Origin of the sequence: Burkholderia pyrrocinia, from assembly GCF_022809715.1 — a bacterium.
GTDB classification, from domain to species: domain Bacteria; phylum Pseudomonadota; class Gammaproteobacteria; order Burkholderiales; family Burkholderiaceae; genus Burkholderia; species Burkholderia pyrrocinia_C.
Genome location: NZ_CP094460.1, coordinates 914,436 through 938,807 on the forward strand (window position 1 = coordinate 914,436; position 24,372 = coordinate 938,807).

Genomic DNA, 24,372 nt, shown 5'->3' on the forward strand with positions numbered 1-24,372 from the left:
CGAGACGAGAACAGGCGCTCCGGATGGCCTTGCGCCATCCGCTTGCGACAAGCCCCGCTTCGGCGGGGCTTTTCTTTTTGTGCCGCCCGCGCTTACAGGTAGCTGCAGACGTAGTCGAGCGTCTCGAGCACTTCGATGTCGAAGCGGCTCTTGCCCGGCACCGAGAACGATTCGCCGGCGCCGTAGGTCTGCCATTCGCTGCTGCCGTCGAGCTTCACGCGGCACTTGCCGGCCTGCACTTCCATCAATTCGGGCGCGTCCGTACCGAAGTTGAGCGCGCACGGCAGGATCACGCCGAGCGTCTTGCGCGTGCCGTCCGGGAAGAGCACGGTATGCGACACGCACTTGCCGTCGAAATAGACGTTCGCGCGCTTGACGACCGATACGTTGTCGAATTGGGTTGCACTGGTCATGTGATGCCTCTGCTTGCTGGATGCCGGATGGCGATGTTGTTGGAAGCCGGCCGGAGCGGCGGGCCGGCCGCTATGATACCGGCTCGCGCGGCGTGCGCCGGAACTGCGCGCCCGGCGGGCAAGCGTCGTGCCGTTCAAACGACAGCGCGGCGCACCATATCGTCAGGATGACTACGCGATGACGGTCGCTTCCCGAGATGCCGGCTCACCGCAGCCCCTTGCGTCGCGCCGAATCGCGCAGGCAGTCGAGCAGCATCGCCGCGGCCGGCGTCAGCGGGCTGTCGCGGCGCGTGACGACCTGCACCGACACGGCCGGCAAACGCTCGCGAATCGGCAGCACCGTCAACTGATCGCGTGCCCACTCGCCCTGAAGCAGTTGCTCGGGCATCGACGCGATCAGGTCGCAACCCGTCATCAGGCTGTGCGCGAGCCCGAAGCTCGGGCATTCGACGATGCGCGCCGGCACCGGCAACCCGTGCGCGACGAACGAATTGAACAGCGCCTGCGTCGAGCTTTCCGGTGACGGATTCATCAGCCAGTCGGCCTCGACGAGATCGGCGAGCGACGTGGCCGACGCGAGCGGATGCTCGTTGCGCGCGACGATCAGCGAGCGGCTCGCATAAAGCTCCGCATGATCGAACTCGGCCGCCAGCAATTCGGGCACGACGACAGCCACCGCAAAATCGAGCGAGCCGTCGTGCAGGCGCGGCAGCGCCACGCCCGGAAACCCTTCGATCAGGTTGACGCGCGCCACCGGAAAGCGGCGCCGGAACGCGCGAAACGCATCGGGCAGGATCGTCACCGCGGCGGCCGGCGTGATCGCCGCCGCGACGGAGCCCGTCGTCGCCCCCTGCGCCTGCTCGATGTCGTCGCGAGCGCGCTGCATCTCGGCGACGATCAGCCGCGCGCGCACCTGCAATTGCTGGCCGAACGCGGTGAGCTGCACGCCGCGCGCGGTGCGCACGACGAGCGACACGCCGAGCGCGATCTCCAGCTCCTTGACCGCCTTCGTCAGCGCCGCCGGCGACACGTTCAGGCGGCGCGCGGCCGCGCGAATGCTCCCCTCTTCCGCGACGGTGACGAACGCTTTCAGCTGATGGTATTTCATGGCGGCGATGCGTGATCCGTGGAAACCCGGTACCCGGCCGTACGCGCCGGTTCAGGGTATTCCCGAGCGGCAACCGGTGGTGAGCACCAAAGCAATTTAGCAGCTTCTGGTGCGCAAAAGAAATTTATATGCTTGCACGTCATATGCGCGTCAAACGCCCCACCGGTCCCACAGGAGACACCATGTTGCAAGCCGTGAACCCCGTCATCCCCGGCATCGCCGCGATCGCCCCCGAGCTGGTCGAGGTGCGCCGCCGCATCCACGCTCATCCCGAACTCGCGTTCGAAGAGACGCTCACGAGCGATCTCGTCGCCGAGCTGCTCACCGGCTGGGGTTATGAAGTGCATCGCGGCATCGGCAAGACGGGCGTCGTCGGCGTGCTGCGCGAAGGACAAGGCACACGCACGGTCGGCCTGCGCGCCGACATGGACGCGCTGCCGCTCGCGGAAGCCACGGGCTTGCCGTACGCGAGCCGCCACGCTAACAAGATGCACGCATGCGGCCACGACGGTCACACCGCGATGCTGTTGTGCGCGGCGCGCCACCTCGCGGCGACGCGCCAGTTCTCCGGCACGCTGAACCTGATCTTCCAGCCGGCCGAGGAAAACTTCGGCGGCGCGAAGGCGATGATGGACGACGGCCTGTTCGACCGCTTCCCGTGCGATGCGATCTTCGCGATCCACAACATGCCGGGCCGCGCGGCCGGCGACATGGCCTTCCGCACCGGCGCCGCGATGGCGTCGGCCGACCGCGTGACGATCACGCTGCGCGGCGTCGGCGGCCACGGCGCGATGCCGCATTTCGCGCGCGATCCGATGTCGGCCGCGGGCAGCATCATGGTCGCGCTGCAGACGATCGTCGCGCGCGAGGTCGACGCGCAGCATGCGGCCGTGATCACGGTCGGCAGCGTGCAGGCCGGCGAGACGTTCAACATCATTCCCGAAACCGTCGTGATGAAGCTGTCGGTGCGCGCGCTGAACGCCGACGTGCGTGCGCTGCTCGCGCGCCGCATCGAAGCGCTCGTGAAAGGCCAGGCGGAAAGCTTCGGCATCGCCGCGGAAGTCGACTACGACTACGGCTACCCGGTGCTCGTCAACCACGCGGAACCGACCGCGTTCGCGGCCGACATCGCGCGCCGGATGCTCGGCGCCGAGCGGGTCGAAACCGAGGCCGCACCGCTGATGGGCAGCGAGGATTTCGCATTCATGCTGGAAGCGCGCCCCGGCTGCTATGCATTCATCGGCAACGGGATCGGCAGCAAGGGCGGCTGCATGGTGCACAACCCCGGCTACGACTTCAACGACGACATCCTCGCGATCGGCGCGAGCTACTGGGTTCGCGTCGCCGAAGCCTGGCTCGCGGCCTGACGGCCCTTCACCACGCAGTTTCGCGCTTACCCGGGGGAATCCCATGGAAACGTCTGCCCTTCCGTTCGCCGGCACGCCGGCCGATGCCCGCGCCGCCGCGAAGAAACGCCGGCTGATCGCGGCCGCCGCCGTCGGCAACGCGCTCGAGTTCTACGACTTCACGGTCTACAGCTTCTTCGCGATCCTGATCGGCAAGCTGTTCTTCCCGGTGCATTCGTCGTTCGGACAGCTGATGCTCGCGGTCGCGAGCTTCGGCGTCGGCTTCGTCACGCGTCCGCTCGGCGGGCTCGTGATCGGCATGTATGCCGACCGCGCGGGCCGCAAGAAGGCGATGATCCTGACGCTGCTGCTGATGGCGCTCGGCACCGCGATGATCGCGGTCACGCCGACCTTCGCGCAGATCGGCCTCGCGGCGCCGCTGCTGCTCGTGCTCGCGCGCCTGCTGCAGGGGTTCGCGTCGGGCGGCGAAGTCGGCGCGTCGACGACGCTGCTGCTCGAACAGGCGCCGCAGCATCGACGCGGCTTCTACGCGTCGTTCCAGTTCTCCAGCCAGGGGCTCGCCGCGCTTGCGGGCGCGCTCACCGGCGTCGCGCTGACGTCGACGCTGAATGCCGCGCAGCTCGAAAGCTGGGGCTGGCGCGTGCCGTTCATCATCGGCACGCTGTTCGTGCCGATCGGCTATTGGTTGCGCCGCACCGTCGAGGAAGTGCCGGCCGCTACGCCTGCCGCCGCGCACGACGAGCCGGTCGCGTCGCTGCCGCTCGCCGACGTGCTGCGCCATCACGGCAAGGCCGTGTTCGCGGGCCTCGGCGTGACGATCGGCGGCACGTCGATCCACTACATCATCGTGTTCTACATGGCGATCTACGGCGTGCAGGTGCTGCACCTGCCGACCTGGCTGTCGATGACGGCCGGCTGCGTCGCCGGCGCGATCCTGATGTTCGTGACGCCGATCGGCGGCCACCTGTCCGACGTGTACGGGCGCAACCGGATCGTCTGGTGGACGCGCATCGTGCTGATGGCCGCGATCTACCCGGCGTTCATCGCGCTGAACCGCTGGCCGGGCGCCGCGTCGCTGCTGTCGATCATCGCGGCGCTGTCGATCGTGCATGCGATCAACATCGGCGCAACGGGTGCGATGCTCGGCGAACTGTTCCCGCGTGCGGTGCGCGCGACCGGCGGCGCGCTCGTGTACAGCGTCGGCGTCGCGATCTTCGGCGGCTTCGCGCAGTTCTTCGTCACGTGGCTGATCGCGGCAACCGGCAACCCGAATGCACCCGCTTGGTATGCGATCGGCTGCGGCGTGCTCACGCTGCTCGCGATACGTTGCATGGACGAAAAGGCCGGGAAGTCGCTCGATTGAGCGGCGGCCGATGCACGGCACGCGATTGACGCGGTGCGTGCGCGTCGGGCATGATCGCTCCATGCGCCACGCCACGACCACTTCTTCGACCACGACGCGCACGACCGCCTTCGGCGGGCTCGTGCGGCAAGTGCGCGCAAGGTCGTAGCGCCACCGATTCCTCACAGGCCCCGCCGGTTCCGGACGGAGTCTTTCCGCTTCTCCGTCCGTACCGGTCACTCAGGAGAATGCGATGTCCGAAGCCCCTTCCCCCAAACGCGCGCTGCTCGTCGTCGACATGCAGGTCGGGCTGTTTCATGGCCTCGATCGTCCGCACGACGGCGACCGTGTGCTCGCGAACATCAACCGGCTGATCGGCTGCGCACACGAAGCCGGTGCGCCCGTGTTCGCCGTGCGTCACACCGGGCCCGCCGGCTCGCCGATTGCACCCGGCTCGCCGCTCACAGCACTGCTGCCGGAACTCGCGATCGATCCCGCGCGCGATACCGTGTTCGACAAGACGCGGCCGAGCTGCTTCGCGGGCACACGACTCGCCGAGTGGCTGCGCGCGGCCAACATCGGAGAACTCGTCGTCACCGGGATGAAGACGCAGTACTGCGTCGATACGACCTGCCGCGCGGCCGCCGATCTCGGCTTTCGAGCGGTGCTCGTTGCCGACGCGCACACCTGCATGGATACGCCGGCCCTGTCGGCCGAGCGGATCGTCGCGCATCACAATGCGACGCTCGACGGCCCGTTCGCGATGCTGACGACGACCGACGCGTGCGTGTTCTGACCGGCACCAGCCTCACGCCGTAAACGCAACAACGCACGGACGATTACCGCCCGTGCGTTGCTTGGTAGCTACCCCGCTCAGAACGTATGCATCATCCCCACATACGCCCCCGTCTGCGACTCGCCCGTCAGCGGGCTCGTGCCCGACGTCGCGTCGCGCGGCGTCGCGAGCAGCGAGAAGTTCGAGTTGCCGCCGTTGCGCACGTACGCGACCGTACCGTACAGGAACGTGCGCTTCGACAGGTTGTACGTGGTGCCGAGCACGTACATCATCGCGTGGCCCGACGGATCGTGCGACGCATCGCCGCCGCCGTCGCCGACCTTCACGTAGTACCCGCCGCCCGTCACCGCCCACTGCGGCGTCGCGGTGTAGGTCGCGCCGAGCCAGTAGTGATCGGCGCGATCGGCGACACCGGCCGGGCTGTCCGGCGCCTGGTAGTGCGTATACGCGCCCTGGATCTTGAACTTCGACACCTTCACGTTCGCGCCGACGAAATACTCGCGCGACGCGGTGAAGATGTTGCTGAACTTGCCGTTGTTGTCGCGCAGTTCGTCGTAGATGCCGCGCACGTCGAGCACCGGCGAGTGGTACGAGATCATGATCCCGTCCGAGCGGCCGAAATCGTCGGCGGCGCCGTAGTTGAAGCCGCGCGACTGGTTGCCGAACGCGTATTGCGCCTGCACGTCGAAGCCGCCGATCACCGGGCTGTGATATTCGATGTTGTTGCTGCTTTGCTGCCAGTTGCGGCCGCGCACGAGCGATGCCGACGAAAACGCCTGCTGCACGAACGGATCGAATTCCCACACGCCGTCGCTGTCGATGAACAGGTTGCGGCCGGCCTGCAGCTGGCCCCACGTGTCGCTCTTCAGGCCGACATACGCGCGCCGCGACCACATGCGGCCGCCGCCGGTCTGGCCGTTCATCACCTGGAACGCGGTTTCGAGGTTGAAGACCGTCGACAGCCCGCCGCCCAGATCCTCGATGCCCTTCAGCCCGAACATGCTGGTGCCCCAGTCGCCGCTTTCCGCGCTCCAGCGCGACTTGCTGCCGTTCGGCGTCGCGATGTGGTTCAGGTATTCGACGCCGCCGTCGACACGGCCGTAAAGCGTCACGCTCGTTTGTGCAAAAGCGGCCGCCGGTGTGGCGGCCGCGATCAGCCATGCGAAATGTTTGAGTCGCAAAATGATGCCCCCTCGGAGTCTCGACCTTCCAGCGCGCGCCCCATGCGCGCGCCACGGGCCCGTTTATCCGCGATCGATCGAAAAACGTCCGGGGCCCGCCGCGCAGAGCGCGAGCAGGCCGCCCGAGATCGCGATGTTCTTGTAGAAATGAATCATGTTGTTGATCTGCTCGCCGCCCGTCATCGTCCAGTAGTGGTGGCCGATGATGGCGGTGCCGATCGTATACAGCGCAAGCAGCAGCGCGAGCGGCCGCGTCTGGAAGCCGGCCAGGATCGCGACCCCGGCGAACAGCTCCATCGCGACGGAGATGGCCGCGGACACGATCGGCGCGGGTGCGCCTTCCGAACCCATGAACGCGATGGTACCGGGGAAGTCGACGATCTTCTTCCAGCCGAACATCACGAACAGGATCATGAGCAGGATCCGGGCAAGCAGCAGCAGCACATCGCGCTGGGACGCGAGAAACGGTTGATTCGGTGTCATGGTGTCGATCAACGAAAAACGATGCGCGGCTCGCGCACCGGATTGCCAATGAACCGGGACGGGCAGCCGCCTGCACTGCCCGCCCCGCTCTGCAACAACCGGCATCGGGGTCCGCCCGATGTGCTGTGCCCCTCCTCTCGTTCGATGCCGCTCTTCTTCGATGTTGCGCTGCGACGCCGTCGCGCGCCGCGTCAACGCAGCTTCGCGACGTCCTGCTCGGTCACCTTCGCGGCCGGATTGCCGAACTGCCCGGTCAGGTAGTTCGTCAGCGCGGCGATCTGCGCATCCGACAGCTCGTGGCGGAACGCCGGCATCCCGACGTCCTCGCTGCCGGCCTTGCGCTGCACGCCGTTCAGGATCACCTGCACGAGGTTGGTCGGATTCGGTGCGCCGACCGTCGAGTTGTGGAACAGCGGCGGGTAATACCCGTCCGGCGTGCCCTTGCCCTGCATCTGGTGGCAGGTCGCGCAGTTGCCGAGATACAGCCGCGCCGGATCGATGCCCGACGACGCGAGCGCGACGCCGCGCAGCTTCAGGCCATCCTCGGCCGGCTTGCCCCACGACGAGCGCGACTGCTTCGCGTCGCCGCTGGCGACGGCCGGCACCGTGCGGATGTACGTCGAGATCGCGCCGATGTCGGATTCCGTCATCTTCGAGAAGCTGTGCTCGATCGCCTCGGCCATCGGGCCGGCCGCCTGCGCGACGCCCGGCACGCTGCCGGTGCGCAGGTACTGCACGAGCTGCTGCTGCGTCCAGCCGCCGATCCCCGCGTTCGGGTCGGACGTGATGTTGTAGCCGTCCCAGCCCGCGAGCACCGAGCCCGACAGGAAGCTGCCGCCCGACTCGTCGAGCGATTTCTCCTGCATCGCGATGCCGCGCGGCGTGTGGCACGTGCTGCAGTGCGCGAGGCCCTGCACGAGATACGCGCCGCGGTTCCACTCGGCGCTCTGTGCCGGCTTCGGCTGGTACACGCCGTCCTTCAGGAACAGCCAGTTCCAGATCTTCAGCGGCCAGCGCATGCTCAGCAGCGCGGGAATCTCGTTCTTCGGCGGCGCCTGCTTGACCGGTTCGACGCCGTGCATGAAGTACGCATACAGCGCCTGCACGTCGTCGTCGTTGATCTTCGCGTACGACACGTACGGCATCGCCGGGTACAGGTTGTCGCCGTTCTTCGAGACGCCGTGGCGCACCGCGCGCTCGAAGTCGTCGAACGTCCAGTTGCCGATGCCCGTATCGGGATCGGGCGTGATGTTGCTCGTGTAGATCTTGCCGAGCATCGGCACGGGCATCCCGAGGCCGCCCGCGAACGGCTTGCCGCCCTTCGCGGTGTGGCACGCCATGCAGTCGCCCGCGATCGCGAGGTATGCGCCGCGCTTGACCTGCGCCGGATCGGCCGCGTCGGCCGCGCGCGCGAGCCCCGGCAGCGCGAGGCAGCCGGCGAGGAGGAAGGTGAGAGTAGATTTCCGCACGGTCAGACTTCCTTCTTCAGCGTGTCCGACATCCGCAGCGCGAGCGCCGCGATCGTCAGCGTCACGTTTACCGTACCGACGGTCGGCATCGTCGAGCTGCTCGAGATGAACAGGTTCGGATGGTCGAACGTGCGGCAGTCCTTGTCGACGACCGAGTCGCGTGCATCCGCGCCCATGATCGTCGCGCCCGTGATGTGGTTGTTCGGCGCGAACTCGTCGTTGAAGACGACTTCGGTGCCGCCCAGCACCTTCGCGGCCGTCGCATAGACCTCGCGCGTGTGCACGGCGCCGCGCTTCACGTAGTCGTCGATCGCATACGTGATCTCGGGGCGCGGGATGCCGATCGCGTCGGTGGCCGTCTTGCTCGGCACGATGCGGTTCTCGGGTTGCGGCAGGATTTCGTGGAAGCAGTCGAACTGCACGTAGCGCGCGGAACGGTCGCGGATCTGCGCGTCGAGCTCCTCGGGCTTCATCAGCTTGCCGCCCTTGAAGATCTTCTGCGTCTCCTGGTTGATGCGCGACATGTTCGACAGGTGGATCTTCTTCGCGGCTTCGGTCGCGCGGAACGGGCCGTCGCGGAAACCGATCAGCGACGTCATTTCCTGCGGGCCGCGGCCCGGCCACAGCTTCTCGTTCGCGTAGAACGACACGCCGGTGCCCGGGTGGTCCATCAGGTTGCGGCCGACCATGTCGGAGCTGTTCGCCACGCCGTTCGGGAAATCGCGGTTCGCCGACATCAGCAGGATCTTCGGCGTCTCGATGCCGTTCGCCGCAACCACGAAGTACTTGCCTTCGACGCGATGGTCGGCGCCGGACTTGTCCTTGTAGATCGCCGCGACGATGCGCTTGTTCGGGCCGGTTTCCAGCTTGTAGACGACCGCGTTCTCGATCAGCTTCGCACCGGCCTGCTCGGCCTTCTCGACGTGCACGATCCCGTTGTACATCGCGCCGATCGGGCAGATCGGCATGCAGTTGTTGTTCCCGCAACAGGTTGGCCGGCCGTCGTACGGGCGGCTGTTGCGCGCGACCGGCTCGGTCACCACGTGGAACTTCGGGTCGTAGCCGTTGAGCGCGCTCTTGATCGTCTGCTCGTTGAACGACAACGGCAGCGGCGGCATCGGGTACGGCTGCCTGCGCGGCGAGTACAGGTCTTCCTCGGGGCCCGGGCCCCACACGCCGAGCTCTTCCTCGGCGCGCTGGTAATAATGCTCGAGGTCGTCGTACTGGATCGGCCAGTCGCGGCCGACGCCGTACACGGTCTTCATCTTGAAGTCGTTCGGGATGAAGCGCCACGCGGACGCGGCCCAGTGCCACGTCGTGCCGCCCACCGCGCGGATGTACTGCGAGTTGAACTTGTGCTCGCCCTTCAGGACCAGGTAGTCGTTCGGCGGGCCGTATTCCGGATGCGGGGCCCACGGGCTCGACGGGTACGGCGCCATGAAATCGGTCTTGTCGGTCTGATTCCGAAAGCGCTCGACGATTTCCCAGCGCGGCATGCGCGGGCCGGCTTCCAGCAGGATCACCGACTTGCCCGCCATCGCGAGCTGGTGCGCCACGATCGCGCCTGCGACACCCGATCCGACGACGACGACGTCGGCCTTTTGCGTATCGGTATCGGCCATCAGGCTTGCCTCTCGATCGGTTTTTCGGCCCAGAAGCCGGGTTTGTTGGGGCAATACGAAGGGATCACGAGCGTATCGGATACGACGCTGAACATTAATGCTTCTTCGTAGGTAATCACGACGTTGTCGACGATGCCGAGATACCACGCTTCAAGAATCTTCAGCGCGAGCGCTTCCTGATCGGGATTCAGCGAGCCGGACGCGAGTGCGCCGGCGAGTTGCGGCAGGCTGTCGGCCGTCTTGAACGAGCCCTGCTGCAACGCCTGCAGGAAGCGCTGGCCGAGCACGCGGCTCAGCCCCTTCTTGCCGGTCAATGCTTCGGAGAGCGTCATGAACGTATCGAGCGGCGCGGTGCCGGGTGCATCGGCCAGGGCCCGCAACGCCAGCGAGCCCGTGAGGCCCGCCGCCGTCAGCGCCAGTGCGCCCTGCAGCCATTGACGCCGCGTGATGCCGGTTGCTGCGTCGCCGTCGCGACGCGAGTGGGGGGTGTTGTCGTTGTGCATGTTTCCTTCTCTCGAACGCCGGATTCGGGAAAACCACGCTTGATATTTCTCAAACTTCGGCGCGGACCTGAAATGTACGCGCACAAATCGGATCGAACAATCTTTTTATAGTCCATTAAATGTTCCGCAATCCGAGACAATCGACATTTCGCTGCATTTTTGTGTCGTCGGCGCGACAAATCTGCGACGGACGCGCCGGTGTCGCATGCCGACGACACACTGCGGCTGCGCGCGACGATGCGTGTGCATGGCGGTCGGTTAGAATCCCGTGCAATCAAACAGAAAGCTTCCCTCCGAGGGCAATCGAGCGTTGACTGCTCCCCTTCCTGGTGGAAGGCGATTCCCACTTCACTGAATGCAACCCGACATCGCCTCACAAAGAGACATGGGAATTACGCCTTCTCCATGGGCTGACACCGCCAGTCCGGCGGCCAAAACGTTCCGCGCTGCGTTGATGTCGCGGTCGTGCGCCGTTTCGCATCCTGGACAGACCCACACACGCACCTTCAACGGCAGCGTTGCGACGATATGCCCGCAATCAGCGCATCGCTTGCTGGACGGATACCAACGATCGATGCCGATCAGCGTACGACCGTACCACGCAGCCTTGTACGTCAACTGTCGCACAAATTCCGACCAGCTTGCGTCGCTGATCGATTTCGCGAGCCTTCGGTTCTTCAGCATGTTTCTGACAGCGAGGCTTTCGATGGCGATCACTTGGTTTTCGTTGATCAACCGGGTCGAGAGCTTTTGCAGGAAGTCCCTGCGACAGTCTGCTATCCGAGCGTACATGCGTGCGACTTTGAGTCTCGCCTTTCTGCGATTGGCAGAACCCATCTGCTTCCTTGCCAATCGCCGTTGCAATTTGACGAGCATGGCCGCGTTCTTGCGCAACGCGTTCGGCGCGGCAATCTTCTCGCCCGTCGAAAGAACGACAAAATCTGTCAACCCGAAGTCGATGCCGACCTTACCGGTTGCTGCGGATTTGGTAGAAACCACGTCATCGCAAAGCATCGATACGTGGTATCGACCTGCCGTGTCTTTCGAGACCGTGACAGTCGTCACCCTTGTGCCTTTGGGGATCGTGCGCGACCAGCGAATCGCAAGTGGTGCATCCATCTTCGCCAGCTTTAGCACAGTGCCGTCCCACCTGAAGGCGCTTGCCGTGTATTCGGCGGATTGTGTTCCGTCCTTGCGTCGGAAGTTTGGATACTTCGCGCGCTTGGCAAAAAAATTCACGAACGCCGTCTGCAAGTGGCGCAGCGCCTGCTGGAGCGGAACCGAACTGATCTCATTCAGCCATGCATGCTCAGGTGTTTTCTTCAGCGCGGTGAGCGCGGCGGAGGTTTCGTGATAACCGATACGCGCCTGGTGCTGCTGCCATGCATCGGTACGCAATCGCAGCATGTGGTTATACACATAGCGCGCGCAGCCGAACGTCCGGGCAAGCATCGCTGCTTGCTCGGGCGTCGGGTAGAACCGGAATCGGTACGCGCGCTTGATATCCATATCTCGCACCATGTCATAGGCTGGCGTCAACCTCAAGCTTTGACGCAGCAGCAAATCGGCCGCACCTCTTTCAGCCCCCAACCTGAAGGACAGGGTTTCCCGGAGCAAGCATGATGAAGCAGCACGACAAACAGAACAAAGCGAAGCGAACCAACCACACCACACGGCTGCTCTGGCGCATCGGCGCCGTCGCGGCGCTCGGCGGTGCCGCGGCCCTGTCGCTGCATGCGCTCGCGGCGCGCACGGTGAGCGTGTCGCCGCAAGGCACCGTCACCGAAGTCCGGCAGGCCGTCGTCAAGTTCGACGAACCGATGGTCGCGTTCGGCTCGGCATCCGCGCCGAATCCCGCGCGCGTGACCTGCAACGACTCGACCGCCGCGCGCGGCCAGGGTCACTGGCTCGACGACAAGACCTGGGTTTACGATTTCGAAAACGACCTGCCGCCCGGCGTGCGCTGCTCGGTCGCGCTCAACGACACGCTGCGCTCGGTCGCCGGCAATGCGGCCAGCGGCCCGCGCCGCTTCACGTTCCAGACGGGCGGCCCGTTCCCGGTGAACGTGCGCCCCGGCTCGCGCGAGATCGAGGAACGGCAGGTCTTCGTGATGAAGCTGAACGGCCCGGCCGAACCGCGCTCGGCGCTCGCGAACATCTGGTGCGAAGCGGCCGGCATCGGCAACCGCATTCCCGTCACGGCCGCCGACGACGATACGCGCAACGCTCTGCTCGACCATTTCGGGCTGAAGAAGGACGCCGCGCGCGTATTGACGCTGTCTTGCTCGCAGGCGCTGCCGGCGAGCGCCAAGATGCAGCTCGTATACGGCAAGGGCGTCGCGAGCCCGAGCGGCATCGCGAACGAAACCGAACGACGCTTCGATTTCACCGTACGCGCGCCGTTCGCCGCGAGCTTCTCGTGCGAACGCGAGAACGCGAAGGCGCCCTGCACGCCGCTGCGCCCGCTCACGCTGTCGTTCAACGCGCCGATCTCGCGCAAGAACGCCGAGGCGATCAAGCTGCGCGGCTCCGACGGTTCGCTGTCGCCGACCTTCGCGGCCGACGACCGCAGCGAGGAAGTGACGACCGTCACGTTCAACCCGCCCTTGCCCGCGCAGGCTGCGCTGACGATCGAACTGCCGTCGGGCCTGCGCGACGTGACCGACCGCTCGCTGTCCAACGCCGACCTGTTCCCGCTGGCGACGCGCACCGCGCCGATGCCGCCGCTCGCGAAATTCTCGTCGGGCACCTTCGGGATCGTCGAGCGCTTCGCCGAACCCGATACGCCGGCGCTCGTGCCCGTCACGCTGCGCAACGTCGAGGCTGACCTGCATATCGCCGGCCTCAACGCGGGCGGCGCGCAGTTCGCGAACCTGAAGGTCGAGAACGACACCGCGATCCGCCAGTGGATGCGCACCGTCGACCGCTTCGACAACTGGTCGATGACGGCCGGCTCGATCGACAGCCAGATTCCGGGCCTGCTCCAACGCAAGGGCCAGCACCCCGTCTACGTGCCGCTCCAGGCCGGCGAAAAGCAGCCCGCGCCGAAGGATCGCCGCATCGACGTGCGCTCGCTGTCGCTGCTCAAGGGCGAGCCCGGCGCGCAGGCGCTGACGCTGCCGCAGGCCGACCCGAAGACGCTGCGCCCGTTCGAGATCGTCGGCGTGCCGATCGACAAGCCCGGCTTCTACGTGCTCGAACTCGCGTCACCCGCGCTCGGCCGCTCGCTGCTCGCGAAGCCGTCGAGCATGTACGTGCGCACCACCGTGCTCGTCACGAACCTCGGCGTGCACCTGAAACAGGGCCGCGAGAACAACCTCGTGTGGGTCACGACGCTCGACAAGGGCAAGCCCGTGCCGAACGCGCAGATCCGCGTGTCGGACTGCAACGGCGATGAAATCGCCGCGGGCAAGACCGATGCGCAGGGCCTGCTGAAGATCGATGGGCAGTTCGAACCGAAGCACGAATGCCGCTCGTCCGAGCGTTTCGACGACTACTTCGTGTCGGCGCGCGTCACCGATCCGAAGACGGGCCCCGACATGGCGTTCGTCAGCTCGGGCTGGAACCGCGGGATCGAATCCTGGCGCTTCAACGTGCCGACCGACACCGACAGCGCGCCGACCGTGCGCGCACACACAGTATTCGACCGCACGCTGCTGCGCGCAGGCGAAACCGTGTCGATGAAGCATTTCATCCGTACCGAGACGCTGCAGAGCCTCGCGTTCCCGTCGCAATACCCGACGCGCGTGACGATCCGCCATCTCGGCACGGGCCAGACGTACAAGCTGCCGCTCACGTGGGCCGCCGATCACAGCGCGGACACGCAGTTCACGCTGCCGCCGGCCGCGAAGCTCGGCGAATACAGCGTCGAGCTCGAAGGCGGCCCGGAAGATGCGCCGACCGCCACCTACTACAGCGGCAGCTTCCGCGTCGAGGCGTTCCGCCTGCCGGTGCTGAAGGGATCGATCGGCGCGCGCGACGCGCAGAAGAGCCCGCTCGTCGCGGTGAAGGAAGCGCCGCTCGCGGTGCAGATCGACTACGTGTCGGGCGGCGGCGCATCGAACCTGCCGGTGCAGGTGTCGGCGCTGATGAAGTGGGCGTCTCCGCCGTTCGCGGATCGCTTCGAGGACTTCAGCTTCACGCCGTATCGCGCCGACAAGAGCGACGGCAACGCCGACGACGATACGCAGGACGGCGACAACGCGTCGTCGTCGAACAACGATCCCGACGCGACCAAGCTGATCGCCGACAAGCTGCCGCTGACGCTCGACCGCAACGGCGCGGGCTCGGTCACGCTCAAGGGCCTGCCCGACGTCGACGCACCGAAGCGCATCGCGCTCGAAGCGACGTTCTCCGACCCGAACGGCGAAGTGCAGACGATCCGCGGCGACACGATCCTGTGGCCGGCCGCGGTGGTGGCAGGCATCAAGGCCGGCCGCTGGGTGTCGGTCGGCCAGCGCGTGCCCGTGCAGGCGCTCGCGGTCGACCTGCAGGGCAAGCCGCGCGCCTCGGTGCCGATCGAGATCAAGGGCGTCGCGCACATCACGACGTCGTCGCGCAAGCGGATGGTCGGCGGCTTCTATGCGTACGACAACAAGAGCGACACGCGCGATCTCGGCGTGCTGTGCTCGGGCAAGACCGACGACAAGGGCCGCATGGCCTGCGACGCGACGCTCGAACAGGCCGGCAACGTGCAGCTGATCGCGGTTGCGAAGGACGGCGACGGCCGCACGTCGAACGCATCGACGTCGGTGTGGGTCACGCGCGAGGACGAACTCTGGTTCGGCGGCGACAACACCGACCGGATCGACGTGATCCCGGAAAAGACCTCGTACGAACCGGGCGAAACGGCCCGCTTCCAGGTGCGCATGCCGTTCCGCTACGCGACCGCGCTCGTCGCGGTCGAACGCGGCGGCGTGATGGAAACGCACATCGTCGAGCTGAACGGCAAGAACCCGACCGTCGACCTGAAGGTCGGCGAATCGTGGGGGCCGAACGTCTACGTGTCGGTGCTCGCGCTGCGCGGCCGGATTCGCGAAGTGCCGTGGTACTCGTTCTTCACGTGGGGCTGGAAAGCGCCGGTCGAATGGGCGCGCGCGTTCTGGCGCGAAGGCCGCCACTATGAGGCACCGACCGCGTTCGTCGACCTGTCGAAACCCGCGTTCCGCTACGGCCTCGGCGAGATCAAGGTCGGCACGGGCGTCCACCGTCTCGGCGTGACCGTGACGACCGACGCGACGCGCTACACGGTGCGCGGCAAGGCGCAGGCGCACGTGAAGGTCACGCTGCCGAACGGCCAGCCCGCGCCGGCCGGCACGCAGATCGCGGTCGCGGCCGTCGACGAGGCGCTGCTCGAACTGATGCCGAACAACAGCTGGGACCTGCTCGACGCGATGCTGCGGCGGCGGGCATACGGCGTCGAGACGGCCACCGCGCAGATGGAAATCGTCGGCCGCCGCCACTTCGGCCGCAAGGCCGTGCCGGCCGGCGGCGGCGGCGGCAGCGCGCCGACGCGCGAGCTGTTCGACACGCTGCTGCTGTGGAACCCGCGCGTGACGCTCGACGCGAACGGCAGCGCGAGCGTCGAGGTGCCGCTGAACGACGCGCTCACGCGCTTCAGGATCGTCGCGATCGCGGCGGTCGGCCCCGACCGTTTCGGCACCGGCAGCACGTCGATCCGCAGCACGCAGGATCTGCAGCTGATCTCCGGCCTGCCGCCGCTCGTGCGCGAAGGCGACGCGTTCCGCGCGCAGGTCACGCTGCGCAACACGACCGACCGCGCGATGCAGGTCGTCGTGACGCCGCGCGTGACGGGCCTCGACGTCGCGCCGCAAACCGTGTCGCTCGCGGCCAATACGGCGACCGAGGTCGCGTGGACGATCACCGTGCCCGAGCAGGCGCTCGACGCGGCCGGCGCGCTGAACTGGCGCATCGAAGCGGCCGAGCAAGGCGGCAAGCGCGCGTCCGACGCGCTGGCGGTCGCGCAGAAGGTCGTCCCTGCACTGCCGGTAACCGTGCAGCAGGCGACGCTCGCGCAGGTCGACGGCACGCTGACGGTGCCCGTGTCGGCACCGGCCGGCGCCGTCAGCAACGCACAGGGCACGCCGCGCGGCGGCATCGCCGTGTCGCTGCAGTCGAAGCTGGCCGACGGCCTGCCCGGCGTGCGCCGCTGGTTCGAGCGCTATCCGTACCGCTGCCTCGAACAGCAGGCGTCGCGCGCGATCGGCCTGCGCGACCCCGCGCAATGGCAGGCGCTGGTCGCACGCATGCCCGTCTATCTCGACAGCGACGGGCTCGCGAGCTACTTCCCGCCGTCGTCCGACGATTCGCACCACGGCAGCCCGACGCTGTCGTCGTACCTGCTCGTGCTGTCCGACGAGGCGAGCCGTGCCGACCCGCGCTTCGCGCTGCCGGAAGACCTGCGCACGCAGCTCGAAGCCGGGCTCGCGCGCTTCGTCGACGGCCGCCTCGAGCGCAACGCGTGGGCACCGCGCCAGGATCGCGACCTGCGCAAGCTCGCCGCGATCGAGGCGCTGTCGCGCTATGGTGCCGCGCAAGGCCGCATGCTCGGCTCGATCGAGATCGCGCCGAACCAGTGGCCGACGTCGGCGGTGATCGACTATCACGCGATCCTGACGCGCGTGAAGGACATCCCGCAGCGCGACGAGAAACGCGCGCAGGTCGAACAGATCCTGCGCGCGCGCCTCACGTACCAGGGCACGCAGCTCGTGTTCTCGACCGCGCGCGACGACGACCTGTGGTGGCTGATGACGAGCAACGAGACCAACGCCGCGCGTCTCGCGATGGAATTCGCGGGCGACCCGGCGTGGAAGGACGAGATGCCGCGCATCACGGCCGGCCTGCTCGCGCTGCAGCGCCAGGGCGCGTGGCAGACGACGACGTCGAACGCGCTCGGGCTGCTCGCGGTCGAGCGCTTCTCGCGCACCTACGAGAGCACGCCCGTCTCCGGCGCGACGAAGGTCGCGCTCGGCGGCAACGAGCGCTCGATCTCGTGGTCGCAGGCGCCGGCCCCGGCCGACACGCCTGCATCGGCCACCGCCGCGACCCGCGCCGCCGCCGCGCGCAGCGTGCTGATGCCGTGGCCGCGCGCGTCGCAGGCACCGGCCACGCTGTCCGTCACGCAGGAAGGCACGGGCCGCCCGTGGGCGACGGTCGAGAGCCTCGCGGCCGTGCCGCTGCGCTCGCCGTTCGCGGCCGGCTACCGGATCACGAAGACCGTCACGCCGGTGTCGCCCGCCGTCAAGGGCGTGCTGACGCGCGGCGACGTCGTGCGCGTGCATCTCGACATCGATGCGCAGAGCGACATGACGTGGGTCGTCGTCAACGATCCGATCCCGTCCGGCGCGACGATCCTCGGTTCGGGCCTCGGCCGCGATTCCGAAGCGGCGACGCAGGGCGAGAAGACTCCGGACGGCGCGTGGCCGGCGTTCATCGAGCGCGATTTCGACGGCTATCGCGCGTACTACGACTATTTGCCGAAGGGCAAATTCTCGGTCGAGTACACGGTGCGGCTGAACAACGTCGGCACGTTCGGATTGCCGCCGACGCGCGTCGAGGCGCTGTACGCGCCGTCCGTGTATGGCCTGTGGCCGAACCCGCCGATGACCGTGAAGCCGGCCGACGCGGGCAAGCAGTGAGCGCGTGATGATCGATCGGGTTTTGCCGCGGCCGGCGCGTTTTGCCGGCCGCATATTCGTCGCCGTCGTGCTGGCCGCGCCGCTCGTCGCGCATGCGCTGCCCGGCTACGACGACGTGCGCCGCAACTGGCGCAGTTCCGACTGGGTGCTGCTCGCGCGCGACGGCACGCCGCTGCAGCGCACGCGCGTCGACCTCGCCGAACGGCGCGGCGACTGGGTGTCGCTCGCGGACGTATCGCCCGCGTTCCGCGAGGCGATCGTCGTCTCCGAGGACAAGCGCTTCTACGAACACAGCGGCGTCGACTGGCGCGGGATCGCCGGCGCCGCGTGGGGCAACCTGTGGAACGAGCGCACGCGCGGCGCGTCGACCGTGACGATGCAGCTCGCCGGACTGCTCAGCGATTCGCCGCGCCGCTCGGGCCAGCGCTCACTGCCGCAGAAGGCCACGCAGGCCATGAACGCGCTGCTGCTCGAACGCGGCTGGCGCAAGGACCAGATCCTCGAGGCGTACCTGAATCTCGTGCCGTTCCGCGGCGAGACGGTCGGGCTCGGCGCACTGTCGCAGGTGCTGTTCGGCAAGGCGCCGTCGGGCCTCGACGCGCGCGAGGCCGCGATCGCGGCCGCACTCGTGCGCGCGCCCAACGCGACGCCCGCGAAGGTCGCCGAGCGCGCATGCCGGATCCTGCGCGACATGCATGCCGAGCAGGCGTGCGCGTCGCTCGACGGCTACGTGCAGCTCGTCACCGCGCGCCCGGCCAACGCCATACGCGACGACGGCGCCGCCCTCGCCCCGCACTTCGCGCGGCGCATCGCGGCCGAGGTCAGGCCGGCAGCCGGCGCGCAGGTCCGCACGACGCTCGATGCACCGCTGCAGCGCTTCGCGCGCGACACGCTGATGCGCGCGCTGACCGAACTCAATGCGCCCGCGCACCGGCGCAACGTACAGGACGGTGCGGTCGTCGTGATCGACAACGCGACCGGCGAGATTCGCGCGTGGGTCGGATCGTCGGGCGCGTTGTCGAGCGCGCGCGACGTCGATGCCGTGCTCGCACCGCGCCAGGCCGGCTCGACGCTCAAGCCGTTCCTTTATGCGCAGGCAATCGACGAAAAACGGCTGACCGCCGCGTCGCTGCTCGACGACGCGCCGATCAACCTCGCCACCGGCGGCGGCCTGTACATTCCGCAGAACTACGACAAGGATTTCAAGGGCTGGGTAAGCGTGCGCAGCGCGCTCGGCGGCTCGCTGAACGTGCCGGCCGTGCGCACGCTCGTGCTCGTCACGCCGCACCGCTTCGCGCGCACGCTGACCGCGCTCGGCCTGCCGCTCGCGCAGGAAGGCGACTACTACGGTTTCAGCCTCGCGCTCGGGAGTGCCGACGTCACGCTGCTGTCGCTGACCAACGCGTATCGCGCGCTCGCGAACGGCGGCGTCGCGCGCAAGGTCGTCGACCTGCCTGCGCCGGCGTCCGGCGCGTCGGCGCCCGCGCATGCGGACGGCGGCACGCGCGTGTTCAGCGAGGCGGCCAGCTTCGTCGTTACCGACATCCTCTCCGACAACAATGCGCGCGTACGCACGTTCGGCTTCGACAACCCGCTCGCGACGCGCTTCTTCTCGGCGGTCAAGACCGGTACGAGCAAGGACATGCGCGACAACTGGACGGTAGGCTTCACGTCGCGCTATACGGTCGGCGTGTGGGTCGGCAATGCGGACGGCTCGCCGATGTGGGACGTGTCGGGTGTCACGGGCGCGTCGCCCGTGTGGTCGGCCGTCGTCGGCTACCTGCACCGCGACCTGCCGAGCCGCGCGCCGCGCGCGCCGGCCGGCGTCGAGACGCGCCGCATCACGTTCGAGCGCGACATCGAACCTGCACGCAGCGAGTGGTTCATCGCGGGAACGGCGGTCGACACGATCCGGCTCGCCGCGCCCGTCACGCCGGGCAAGGACGGTGCGCGCGCGCCGCTGACGATCGGCGCGCCGACCGACGGCACGATCTTCGCGATCGACCCGGACATTCCGCCGAAGAATCAGCGGATCTGGTTCGAACGCTCGGCCGGGCGCGCCGCGCGGTTCGCGTGGCGGCTCGACGACAAGGTGATCGGGCATGCCGACCGCGTCGCGTGGATGCCGTGGCCGGGCCGGCACCGGCTCGAACTCGTCGATGCGCGCGGCAACGTCGCGGATGCGATCAGCTTCGAGGTGCGCGGCGCGTTCGCGAAGACGGCTGCGCGCAAGCCTTGAGCGCGTGAGCCGGCTGCTCACAGGCTAGCCGCGTTGCCCGCAAGGCTCGCGCCGCTGAACTTCACGCCCGCCCCCTCGGGAGCGGCGCGCTCTCGTCGTTTTCAGTCGTCGCGCGACATAGGCCATTACGAAGGAAACTGAAAGGTTTCCGGCTGAACGGGCAAACGGGCGAGCAGCCGGCGAATCGGGAACCTAGAATATGAGCAGCGCCGCCGTATTCCCGACGCCCACCGGTTGCCCCATTCTCCCGATTGCACGCGACCATGAACATTCGTCATGAACGCTTCACCCGCCCCGCGCTGCGCACACTCTGCGTCGCAACGCTCGCGACGCTCCAGGCCTGCAACGGCGACGCCTGCTTCGGCGTGGATGTCTGCTTCAACAACAACACGCAAACCGTCTCGCTGTCCGGCACGGCCGCCACGGGCAACGCGCTCGCGAGCGCGCCGGTGGCGGTCAGTTGCGCGGCAGGCTCCGCGACGACGCTGACGGACGGCGGCGGCAACTACCGTGTGACGGTCAACGCCGCGCTGCCGTGCGTCATCACCGTGACATCGGGCGGCACGAGCCTGCATTCGCTCGCATACGCGGGCGGCACCTTCAACACGACGCCCGAGACCGAACTGATGCTGGTCTATCTCGCGGCACAGCTCGGCACGAATACGGCCGGGCTGATCGGCAATTTCCAGGGCAATCTGCACTTCCAGCAGGTGATGGGCAGCCCGAATGCCGTGCAGGCCGCGCAATCGGCCGTCGTGACGAACCTGCAGCAGCGCTATGCGATCACGCTCACGACGCCGGCGTTCCTGACGACGTCGTTCGTGGTCGGGCAACCGGGCGTCGACAGCGATCTCGGTGCGCTGGCAAAAGCGGGCGCGATCGATTCGAATGGATTGCCGGATCCGGTTGCCGTTTCGCTTTTGACGCAGGCCGGCGCCGCGCATCCGCTGTAGGCGGCCTGCGGCGCGCAAGGAACCGAACGTCAGGCACCCGCTTCGTTCTCGTCGTCGGCCAGCAGCGCCCACCGTTCGTGGTCGCGCCATTCGCCGCCGATGCGCAGATAGCGCGGCGAAAACCCCTCTTTCCGGAAACCGAGCCGCCGAACCAGCGCGATCGACGCGTGGTTGCCGGGCTGGATGTTCGCTTCGAGCCGATGCAGCCCGAGTTCACCGAACGCGATGCCGATCGTCGCGCGCAACGCGTCCGTCATCAGCCCCTTGCGGCTGAAATCCGCCATCCCGTAGTACCCGAGATACGCGCTCTGAAACACGCCGCCGACGATCTCGTTGAGGTTCACCACACCGACCACCGCCCCGGACGCCCGCTCCCGCGCGACGAGGCCGATATTCGGCCCCGTCAGACAGCGGGCGAACCACTGGTCGAATCCTGCCTGGTCGGTGAACGAATCGACCCACGGCAGATGGTGGCTCCGGCTCGCGCGGTTGGCGGCGATCAGGTCGGCGGCGTCGGATCGGGCGACACGGTTCAGCAGGATCAGGCTCATGATTCGGTCGGATGCGGTGTGTTGCGCAAGCGGTCCGGCAAGCGAGGCCGTTCCCTCCGCTTCGCCACCGCTCGCGATCGATCAACGAAACGCCTACGCCGCCTCCCCACTCCCGCACACGACGACGGTCGCGGCCTGCTGCTGCGTCAGGTACCGCAGCAGCTTCGTCACCATCCATACGACGATGAACGACAGCGCGACGAAAAACACCGCGAGCGGCGTCAGCACGTGGATCGACACGAACCCGGCCAGCCCCATCATCGCGGACGACACGAGCAGCAGCGCGCACCCGAGGATCGCGCTCGTCAGCCCCGCGATATGCGGAAACAGCGAATTGCCCTTGGCCATCAGCGTCGGATACATCGCGCCCGCGCAGAAACCCATCACGAGCACCGGCGTCGCGAGCGTCCACACGCGCAGGCCGACGGTCAGCGCCAGCACCAGCATCGCGACCGACGCACCCGCCATCACGCGTGCACCGATGCGCAGCCGTTGCTCGGCGCTCGGCAGCCCGCGCCCGTGAATCCGGTTCGACAGCCCGCCGAGGAAATACATCAGGCCGATGCCGAGCGCGAGATAGCCGAAGAAGGTCGGCGGCTTGTGCAGCGTGGTCTGCACCATGAACGGCCCGACGATGTTGAACACGAGCAGGATGCTGTAGCACAGCCCCTGCGCGAGGAAGCAGCTCTGGAACACCGGGCTCGCCAGCACCTTGCCCGCGTTCGCGATCAGCGTGCGCGGCTCGAGATGCACCGGTTTCGGCAAGGTCTCTCGATAGCGCCACAGCAGCGCCCACATCACCAGCGAATAGACGAGCAGGAACACGAGGCAGGCGCGCCAGCCGAACCATTCCTGAAGGTGCGCGCCGATCACCGGCGCGACGATCGGCGCGAGCCCCCACGCGATCGACATGTACGTGAACGCATGCATCAGCGCCTGGCCGGAGAACGAATCGGTGATGATCGCCTTCGCGAGCAGGTTGGTGGTCGCGATCCCGAAACCCTGCAGGCAGCGCGCCAGCACGAACGTCTCCAGGTTCTGCGCGCCGAGCGACAGCAGGCAGCCGATCGTGTAGATCACGAGCCCGAACGCGAGCACGCGCTTGCGCCCGTACGCGTCGGCGATCGGGCCGAAGATGAGCTGGCCGAGCGCGTAGGCCGCCATGTAGCCGGACACGCTCGACTGGATCGCCTGCGGCGTCGTCGCGAACGAACGCGCCATGTCGGGCAGCGCGGGCACGTAGATGTCGATCGCAAGCTGGCCCGCGGACGCGAACAGGCAGATCAGGAACAGCAGGAAGCGCGGCGAATTCGACTCGCGCGCGGAAGTGAGCGTGGCGTTCATGACGACTGGGAAGGATTCGGGCGGCGACGACGCGGCCGCGCATGTTCGAATTGCGAACATGCGTACGATCGTAGCGAATTGCGTATTGTGCCCGTTGTTGCGTCGAGCGACCGTATTCCCCTGGCGCGGGCGAGGTTGAAAGCCGATTGCAGCACGCGGGGAAATGCGCTAGCCGGGCCCGCTCCCGTCATTGGGGCGGCCCGGCCGCGGGCATGTTCCGCTACCGCGGCGACGCACCGCCGCACGCGGGGCGTCAATCAACGCCGCACGTATGTCGCGCCCCGCTCGCCCCTGCCGTCAACTCCGCCGGCAGCGCCGGCGGGTTTTCATTGCGGCACCGCATTCGGATCAATACTGCGCCTGGTCAGTCGGATTCCTGAACAACTGCTTCATCTCCGCCGACAGCGGATAGTTGAGGCTCACGCCCTTCGGCGGAATCGGCTGCGTGAACCACTGGTTGTAGAGCTTCTCGGCCGCGCCCGACGTCTGCATCTTCGCGATCACGCCATCGACCACATGCTTGAACGGCGGATCGTCCCTGCGCATCATGCATGCGTAGTTTTCGTGGACGAGCGGCGTGCCCGTCACCGCGTACGCGCCCGGGTTGCGGTCCTTCGCGATCTCGCCGTATAGCAGCGGCTCGTCCATCACGAACGCCACCGCGCGCCCGGTCGTGACGTTCATGAACGCTTCGGCGTGATCCTTCGCGCTGATGATCGTCATGTTCATCCCTTTCTCTTCGTTGAGCTTGCGCAGCAGGCGCTCGTCCGACGTGCCGGCTGTCGTCGCGACCGTCTTGCCGGCCAGGTCCGAGAAATCCTTCACGCCCGAATCCTTGCGCGTGCTGAAGCGGATGCCGTACAGAAAGATGCTGTTCGAGAACGCAGCCTGTTTCTGCCGCTCGAGCGTGTTCGTCGTCGATCCGCATTCGAAATCGATCGTCCCGTTCTGCAGCAGCGGAATCCGGTTCTGCGACGTGATCGGAATCTCCTTCACCGTGAGGTTCGGCAGGTTCAGTTCCGTCTTCAACTGGTCGATGATGCGCGACGCGATGTCCCGCGAGTAGCCGATGTTCTTCTGCTGGTTGTCCGAATACGAGAACGGCACCGACGATTCGCGAATGCCCAGCGACACGACGCCCGTGTCCTTGATCTTCTTCAGCGTACCGGTGAGAGCCTGCGCATGCGCGGCGCCCGCCAGCGCACAGGACAGCGCGACAGCCAGCCAACGGAAGCGGCGATCCATGCTTTTCTCCTGACGAAACGTTGATCGAATCGCGATCGTACGCCCGACAAAATTCGCACCGTATCAGGGAAAGCGTCAGGCGCCCTCCGCTAGGGCTA

At 67.2% G+C, this 24,372-nt stretch carries 17 protein-coding genes; 6 read left to right on the plus strand and 11 right to left on the minus strand.

Annotated elements, in window-relative coordinates:
- Positions 1 to 92 precede the first annotated feature (92 nt).
- A complete protein-coding gene (locus tag MRS60_RS20880; RefSeq protein ID WP_006478890.1) occupies positions 93 to 413 on the minus strand; it encodes a pyrimidine/purine nucleoside phosphorylase in 321 nt (106 codons plus the stop codon).
- A 205-nt stretch (positions 414 to 618) separates the two neighbouring features.
- Entirely contained in the window at positions 619 to 1,521 is a 903-nt protein-coding gene (locus MRS60_RS20885; protein WP_034180242.1) for a LysR substrate-binding domain-containing protein, read from the minus strand.
- 182 nt (positions 1,522 to 1,703) lie between these two features.
- On the opposite strand from MRS60_RS20885, the gene MRS60_RS20890 reads away from it, so the two are divergent.
- The 3 genes from MRS60_RS20890 (at position 1,704) to MRS60_RS20900 (ending at position 5,026) form a co-directional block, all read left to right on the plus strand.
- Positions 1,704 to 2,888 (plus strand): M20 aminoacylase family protein, encoded by a 1,185-nt coding sequence (locus tag MRS60_RS20890; RefSeq protein ID WP_034180243.1) that lies wholly within the window; start codon positions 1,704 to 1,706, stop codon positions 2,886 to 2,888.
- A gap of 43 nt (positions 2,889 to 2,931) precedes the next feature.
- Entirely contained in the window at positions 2,932 to 4,251 is a 1,320-nt protein-coding gene (locus tag MRS60_RS20895) for an MFS transporter (protein WP_034180244.1), read from the plus strand.
- A 232-nt stretch (positions 4,252 to 4,483) separates the two neighbouring features.
- Positions 4,484 to 5,026, plus strand: a complete 543-nt coding sequence (locus MRS60_RS20900) for a cysteine hydrolase family protein (protein WP_243566585.1) — start codon at positions 4,484 to 4,486, stop codon at positions 5,024 to 5,026.
- A 77-nt stretch (positions 5,027 to 5,103) separates the two neighbouring features.
- On the opposite strand, the gene MRS60_RS20905 is transcribed toward MRS60_RS20900, so the two are convergent.
- From MRS60_RS20905 to MRS60_RS20930, 6 genes are all read right to left on the minus strand, one after another.
- On the minus strand, positions 5,104 to 6,207 hold the full coding sequence (locus MRS60_RS20905; protein ID WP_034180246.1) for a porin: 1,104 nt from the start codon (positions 6,205 to 6,207) through the stop codon (positions 5,104 to 5,106).
- Between the two features lie 63 nt (positions 6,208 to 6,270).
- Positions 6,271 to 6,690: a DoxX family protein gene (locus MRS60_RS20910; RefSeq protein WP_034180247.1), complete on the minus strand. Its 420-nt coding sequence runs from the start codon at positions 6,688 to 6,690 to the stop codon at positions 6,271 to 6,273.
- Positions 6,691 to 6,881: 191 nt separating this feature from the next.
- Positions 6,882 to 8,159, minus strand: coding sequence for a cytochrome c (locus MRS60_RS20915; protein ID WP_034180248.1), 1,278 nt, complete (start codon positions 8,157 to 8,159; stop codon positions 6,882 to 6,884).
- A 2-nt stretch (positions 8,160 to 8,161) separates the two neighbouring features.
- The gene (locus MRS60_RS20920; protein WP_034180249.1) at positions 8,162 to 9,781 is read right to left on the minus strand and encodes a GMC family oxidoreductase; all 1,620 of its coding nucleotides are present in this window, start codon (positions 9,779 to 9,781) and stop codon (positions 8,162 to 8,164) included.
- Positions 9,781 to 10,284 (minus strand): sugar dehydrogenase complex small subunit, encoded by a 504-nt coding sequence (locus tag MRS60_RS20925; RefSeq protein ID WP_105392389.1) that lies wholly within the window; start codon positions 10,282 to 10,284, stop codon positions 9,781 to 9,783. Before MRS60_RS20925 ends, MRS60_RS20920 begins: the two co-directional genes overlap by 1 nt.
- Before the next feature lie 348 nt (positions 10,285 to 10,632).
- Complete coding sequence (locus MRS60_RS20930; RefSeq protein WP_175747630.1) at positions 10,633 to 11,793, minus strand: RNA-guided endonuclease InsQ/TnpB family protein; 1,161 nt, start codon at positions 11,791 to 11,793, stop codon at positions 10,633 to 10,635.
- A 113-nt stretch (positions 11,794 to 11,906) separates the two neighbouring features.
- On the opposite strand from MRS60_RS20930, the gene MRS60_RS20935 reads away from it, so the two are divergent.
- The 3 genes from MRS60_RS20935 (at position 11,907) to MRS60_RS20945 (ending at position 21,134) form a co-directional block, all read left to right on the plus strand.
- On the plus strand, positions 11,907 to 17,942 hold the full coding sequence (locus tag MRS60_RS20935; protein ID WP_243566862.1) for an alpha-2-macroglobulin family protein: 6,036 nt from the start codon (positions 11,907 to 11,909) through the stop codon (positions 17,940 to 17,942).
- 7 nt (positions 17,943 to 17,949) lie between these two features.
- Positions 17,950 to 20,181, plus strand: coding sequence for a penicillin-binding protein 1C (gene pbpC / locus MRS60_RS20940; RefSeq protein WP_243566586.1), 2,232 nt, complete (start codon positions 17,950 to 17,952; stop codon positions 20,179 to 20,181).
- A 263-nt stretch (positions 20,182 to 20,444) separates the two neighbouring features.
- Positions 20,445 to 21,134 carry a hypothetical protein gene (locus tag MRS60_RS20945; RefSeq protein ID WP_243566587.1) on the plus strand — a complete coding sequence of 230 codons (690 nt, stop codon included), beginning with the start codon at positions 20,445 to 20,447 and terminating at the stop codon, positions 21,132 to 21,134.
- Positions 21,135 to 21,163: 29 nt separating this feature from the next.
- On the opposite strand, the gene MRS60_RS20950 is transcribed toward MRS60_RS20945, so the two are convergent.
- The 3 genes from MRS60_RS20950 to MRS60_RS20960 form a co-directional block, all read right to left on the minus strand.
- Positions 21,164 to 21,685: a GNAT family N-acetyltransferase gene (locus tag MRS60_RS20950; protein ID WP_131949535.1), complete on the minus strand. Its 522-nt coding sequence runs from the start codon at positions 21,683 to 21,685 to the stop codon at positions 21,164 to 21,166.
- Positions 21,686 to 21,778: 93 nt separating this feature from the next.
- On the minus strand, positions 21,779 to 23,029 hold the full coding sequence (locus tag MRS60_RS20955; protein WP_243566588.1) for a multidrug effflux MFS transporter: 1,251 nt from the start codon (positions 23,027 to 23,029) through the stop codon (positions 21,779 to 21,781).
- Positions 23,030 to 23,377: 348 nt separating this feature from the next.
- Positions 23,378 to 24,274: a glutamate/aspartate ABC transporter substrate-binding protein gene (locus tag MRS60_RS20960; protein WP_243566589.1), complete on the minus strand. Its 897-nt coding sequence runs from the start codon at positions 24,272 to 24,274 to the stop codon at positions 23,378 to 23,380.
- Positions 24,275 to 24,372: the final 98 nt, after the last annotated feature.

Excerpts from the sequence above, each read along its gene's own strand:
- MRS60_RS20930 (WP_175747630.1), bottom strand. The coding sequence starts at position 11,793 with ATGGATATCAAGCGCGCGTACCGATTCCGGTTCTACCCGACGCCCGAG.
- pbpC (WP_243566586.1), top strand. The coding sequence starts at position 17,950 with ATGATCGATCGGGTTTTGCCGCGGCCGGCGCGTTTTGCCGGCCGCATA.
- MRS60_RS20960 (WP_243566589.1), bottom strand. The coding sequence starts at position 24,274 with ATGGATCGCCGCTTCCGTTGGCTGGCTGTCGCGCTGTCCTGTGCGCTG.
- MRS60_RS20900 (WP_243566585.1), top strand. The coding sequence starts at position 4,484 with ATGTCCGAAGCCCCTTCCCCCAAACGCGCGCTGCTCGTCGTCGACATG.
- MRS60_RS20925 (WP_105392389.1), bottom strand. The coding sequence starts at position 10,284 with ATGCACAACGACAACACCCCCCACTCGCGTCGCGACGGCGACGCAGCA.
- MRS60_RS20895 (WP_034180244.1), top strand. The coding sequence starts at position 2,932 with ATGGAAACGTCTGCCCTTCCGTTCGCCGGCACGCCGGCCGATGCCCGC.
- MRS60_RS20955 (WP_243566588.1), bottom strand. The coding sequence starts at position 23,029 with ATGAACGCCACGCTCACTTCCGCGCGCGAGTCGAATTCGCCGCGCTTC.
- MRS60_RS20950 (WP_131949535.1), bottom strand. The coding sequence starts at position 21,685 with ATGAGCCTGATCCTGCTGAACCGTGTCGCCCGATCCGACGCCGCCGAC.
- MRS60_RS20935 (WP_243566862.1), top strand. The coding sequence starts at position 11,907 with ATGAAGCAGCACGACAAACAGAACAAAGCGAAGCGAACCAACCACACC.
- MRS60_RS20885 (WP_034180242.1), bottom strand. The coding sequence starts at position 1,521 with ATGAAATACCATCAGCTGAAAGCGTTCGTCACCGTCGCGGAAGAGGGG.
- MRS60_RS20945 (WP_243566587.1), top strand. The coding sequence starts at position 20,445 with ATGAACATTCGTCATGAACGCTTCACCCGCCCCGCGCTGCGCACACTC.
- MRS60_RS20890 (WP_034180243.1), top strand. The coding sequence starts at position 1,704 with ATGTTGCAAGCCGTGAACCCCGTCATCCCCGGCATCGCCGCGATCGCC.
- MRS60_RS20880 (WP_006478890.1), bottom strand. The coding sequence starts at position 413 with ATGACCAGTGCAACCCAATTCGACAACGTATCGGTCGTCAAGCGCGCG.
- MRS60_RS20920 (WP_034180249.1), bottom strand. The coding sequence starts at position 9,781 with ATGGCCGATACCGATACGCAAAAGGCCGACGTCGTCGTCGTCGGATCG.
- MRS60_RS20910 (WP_034180247.1), bottom strand. The coding sequence starts at position 6,690 with ATGACACCGAATCAACCGTTTCTCGCGTCCCAGCGCGATGTGCTGCTG.